We start from the raw sequence: 4,005 nt of genomic DNA, 5'->3' as shown, positions 1-4,005 counted from the left end.
TGACGATCTCGGACGCGGGCTCGACCTCCTCGATGGGGATGGCCTTGCTCGGGTCGAGCTTGAACTCGAACAGGCCGCGCAGCGTCATGTGGCGGCGCGACTGGTCGTTGATGATCTGGGCGTATTCCTTGTAGGTGTCGAAGCGGCCGGCGCGCGTGCTGTGCTGCAGCTTGGCGATGGCATCCGGCGTCCACATGTGCTCCTCGCCCCGCGCACGCCAGGCATATTCGCCGCCGGCGTCGAGCATGTCGCGCAGCACCGGGTCGTCGCCGAAGGCTGCCATGTGCATGCGGATGGCTTCTTCGGCCACCTCGAACACACCGATGCCACCCACCTGCGAGGCCGTGCCGCGGAAGTACTTGTCGACCATCTCCTTCTTCAGGCCGATGGCCTCGAAGAGCTGGGCGCCGCAGTAGGACATGTAGGTGGACACGCCCATCTTGGACATGATCTTCGACAGGCCCTTGCCGATCGCCTTGACGTAGTTGTGGATGGCCTTCTCGGCCGACAGCTCGCCGGGCAGCTCGGCATGCATGGCCGCCAGCGTCTCCATGGCCAGGTAGGGGTGCACGGCCTCGGCGCCGTAGCCAGCCAGCACGGCAAAGTGGTGCACCTCGCGGGCCGAGCCGGTCTCGACGACCAGGCCGGCCGTGGTGCGCAGGCCTTCACGCACCAGGTGGTGGTGCACGGCCGACAGCGCCAGCAGCGCGGGGATCGCCACCTGGCCGCGGCTCATGTAGCGGTCGGTGATGATGAGGATGTTGTGGCCGGTGCGGATGGCGTCCACGGCCTCGGCGCACAGTGAGGCGAGCTTGGCCTCCACACCTTCACGCCCCCACTGGAGCGGGTAGGTGATGTTGAGCTCGTAGCTCCTGAACTTGCCGCCGGTGTGGCGCTCGATCTGGCGCAGGCGCGCCATGTCGTCGAAGTCGAGGATGGGCTGCGAGACCTCCAGGCGCATCGGCGGGTTGACCGCGTTGATGTCCAGGAGGTTGGGCTTGGGGCCGATGAAGGACACCAGCGACATCACGATGGCCTCGCGGATCGGGTCGATCGGCGGGTTCGTGACCTGGGCGAAGAGCTGCTTGAAGTAGTTATAGAGCGGCTTGTTCTTGTCCGACAGCACGGCCAGGGGCGAGTCGTTGCCCATCGAGCCGATGCTCTCCTCGCCGGACTGGGCCATCGGGCTCATCAGGAACTTGAGGTCTTCCTGGGTGTAGCCGAAGGCCTGCTGGCGGTCGAGCAGCGATTCGGTGAACGTCGGCGGCTCGCCCACCACGTCGATCGAATCGAGCTTGATGCGCACGTTCTCGATCCACTGGCGGTAGGGCTTGGCCGAGGCGTAGAGGTTCTTCAGCTCCTCGTCATCGACGATGCGGCCCTGCTCGAAGTCGATCAAGAACATCTTGCCCGGCTGCAGGCGCCACTTCTTGACGATCTTGTTCTCGGGGATGGGCAGCACGCCGCTCTCCGAGGCCATCACCACCAGGTCGTCGTCGGTGACGATGTAGCGCGCCGGGCGCAGGCCGTTGCGGTCGAGCGTGGCGCCGATTTGGCGGCCGTCGGTGAAGACCATCGCGGCCGGGCCGTCCCAGGGCTCGAGCATCGCGGCGTGGTATTCATAGAAGGCGCGGCGGCGTTCGTCCATCAGCGTGTGCTGCTCCCAGGCCTCCGGGATCATCATCATCGCCGCATGGGCCAGCGGGTAGCCGGCCATGGTGAGCAGCTCCAGCGCGTTGTCGAAGGTGGCCGTGTCGGACTGGCCCTCGAAACTGATCGGGTAGAGCTTGGGCAGGTCGTCGCCGAGCACGGGCGACTTCATCACGCCCTCGCGCGCACGCATCCAGTTGAAGTTGCCCTTGACGGTGTTGATCTCGCCGTTGTGCGCCACCATGCGGTAGGGGTGGGCCAGTGGCCACTCGGGGAAGGTGTTGGTCGAGAAGCGCTGGTGCACCAGGGCCAGGGCCGAGACCACACGCGGGTCCTGCAGGTCCTTGTAGTAGGTGCCGACCTGATCGGCCAACAGCAGGCCCTTGTAGATCACCGTGCGGCAGCTCATGCTGGGCACGTAGTACTCGCGCGAGTGGGTGAGCTTGAGGCGCTGGATCGCACTGGAGGCCGTCTTGCGGATGACGTAGAGCTTGCGCTCCAGGGCATCGGGCACGATGATGTCCGGGCCGCGGCCGATGAAGATCTGACGGATCACCGGCTCCTTCTCGCGCACGGCCGGCGACATGGGCATGTCCTTGTCCACCGGCACGTCGCGCCAGCCCAGCAGCACCTGGCCCTCGGCCTTGACGGCGCGCTCGAGTTCCTGCTCGCAGGCCAGCCGCGAGGCATGCTCCTTGGGCAGGAAGATCATGCCCACGCCGTACTCGCCCGGCGGCGGCAGCTCGACGCCCTGCCGAGCCATCTCGGCACGGTAGAACTCGTCGGGGATCTGGATCAGGATGCCCGCACCATCGCCCATCAGCTTGTCGGCCCCCACCGCACCCCGGTGGTCGAGGTTCTCGAGGATCTTCAGCCCCTGCTCAACAATGCTGTGGGCCTTCTGGCCCTTGATGTGGGCCACGAAGCCCACGCCGCAGGCATCTCGTTCGTTCCGGGGGTCGTACAGGCCCTGTTCGGCCAGGGCACGGATTTCTTCGGGGGTGGCTCCCCCATGGGCGGCCTGTGGCATGGCGCACTCCGGGTCATCGTTAGGGATTCCGCGAGAGTACTGCAGCCACCCGGGGACTTCAAGCGCAATTAAATGGGGTCAGACTCTAATTAAATGGTTCACCAATTCGGTGCGCAATTAAATGGGGACATACTTAAGGCGCGGGCGACTTGCGGGGGCGTCCCCGCGGGCGCGGCTGCACGGGACGGTTCGAGGCCTCGGCCAGGCGGGCGAGGAAGCCGGGGCTGCCCAGCCCCCAGCCGCGCCCGCAGGCCGCCTCCAGGGCCTGGATGCGGCGCGTGTCGAGCCCCTCCTCGGTGCGCCGCGCATAGGCCGCCTCGCGGTCGAAAGGGGTGTTGCCCAGCCGCCAGATCTCGGCGTGTTCGCTCAGCAGCGGGTCTCGCAGCCGCCCCAGGTGGTGGGGCAGGCTGGACCAGGCCCAGTCGTGCGGCCGGGCACACAGGCCCAGGCGCACCGGCAGGGCCTCGATGTACAGGCACAGGTCGATGAAGCCGGTTTCGGGCTCGACGATCGTGACCCGGTAGCGTCCATCCCACAGGCTGCCGCGGCGCGCATGGCGGCGGTTGAACCAGGCCCCGTGGCGGCGCCCGATGGACTGCATCATGCGCGACAGGCCCTCGGGCCGCTCGGGCACCACCAGGAGCTGCACCTCGCGGGGCACCAGCACATAGGCATGCACGGCCACCCCATGCGTGCGTGCCGCGTCACGCAGAGCCTCGAGGTAGGCGCGGTGGTCGGCCTCGTCGCCGAATACCGGCTGTCCGGCGTGCGCACGCAGGATCACGTGGTGGGGCAGGCCGGGCAGAACGAGGCGGGGCAGTCGGGCCATGGGCAAGGCCGGGTCGGCGAGATGGGGTTGCGGCGATGATATCGACGCGGCCGCCCTATCATCGACGCACCAGGCGGGGCCCTTTGCCTTGCCGCACCGCTGCTCACACCATGTCTGCCGACCTGCACCTCGCCGTGGTCGGCGCCGGGCCCTGCGGCCTGGCGCTGGCCCTGCTGGCCGCGCGCGAACTGCCCCGCGCCCGCATCACCGTCTTCGACGCCCGGCCGCCCGGGCATGACGTGGCGGCCGATCCGCGCACCCTGGCGCTGTCGCTGGGCAGCGTGCAATTGCTGCAGCGCCTGAAGGTCTGGCCGGCCGCTGCCGTCGAGCCGATCCGGCGCGTGCATGTGTCGCAGCAGCAACCGCTGCTGCTGGCGCCGCGCCAGCCCGAGGTGGTGATCGACGCCCTCGAGGAAGGGGTGCCCCTGTTGGGCGCCGTGCTGCGCTACGGCAGCCTCGTGGCCCCGCTGCAGCAGGCCTGGCAGCAGGCCTGTGC

Annotated in this window: 3 protein-coding genes; 1 reads left to right on the top strand and 2 read right to left on the bottom strand. The window is 68.1% G+C overall.

The features are described from left to right. Both ACK42S_RS16215 and ACK42S_RS16210 read right to left on the bottom strand, forming a co-directional pair. Positions 1-2,680: glutamate synthase central domain-containing protein (locus ACK42S_RS16215; protein WP_409709914.1), on the bottom strand; the 2,680-nt coding region annotated here is incomplete at its 3' end. Positions 2,681-2,813: 133 nt separating this feature from the next. Next, positions 2,814-3,509, bottom strand: a complete 696-nt coding sequence (locus ACK42S_RS16210; protein WP_409709912.1) for a transposase — start codon at positions 3,507-3,509, stop codon at positions 2,814-2,816. Between the two features lie 110 nt (positions 3,510-3,619). Here ACK42S_RS16210 and ACK42S_RS16205 point away from each other — a divergent pair. Continuing rightward, the coding region (locus tag ACK42S_RS16205) for an NAD(P)-binding protein (protein ID WP_409709909.1) at positions 3,620-4,005 on the top strand (386 nt) is incomplete at its 3' end.

The sequence above is a fragment of the Caldimonas sp. genome (genome assembly GCF_046289365.1).
GTDB lineage: Bacteria > Pseudomonadota > Gammaproteobacteria > Burkholderiales > Burkholderiaceae_C > Caldimonas.
The sequence above is the reverse complement of the archived record's forward strand: the minus strand, read 5'-3'. Positions and strand labels throughout refer to the sequence as shown.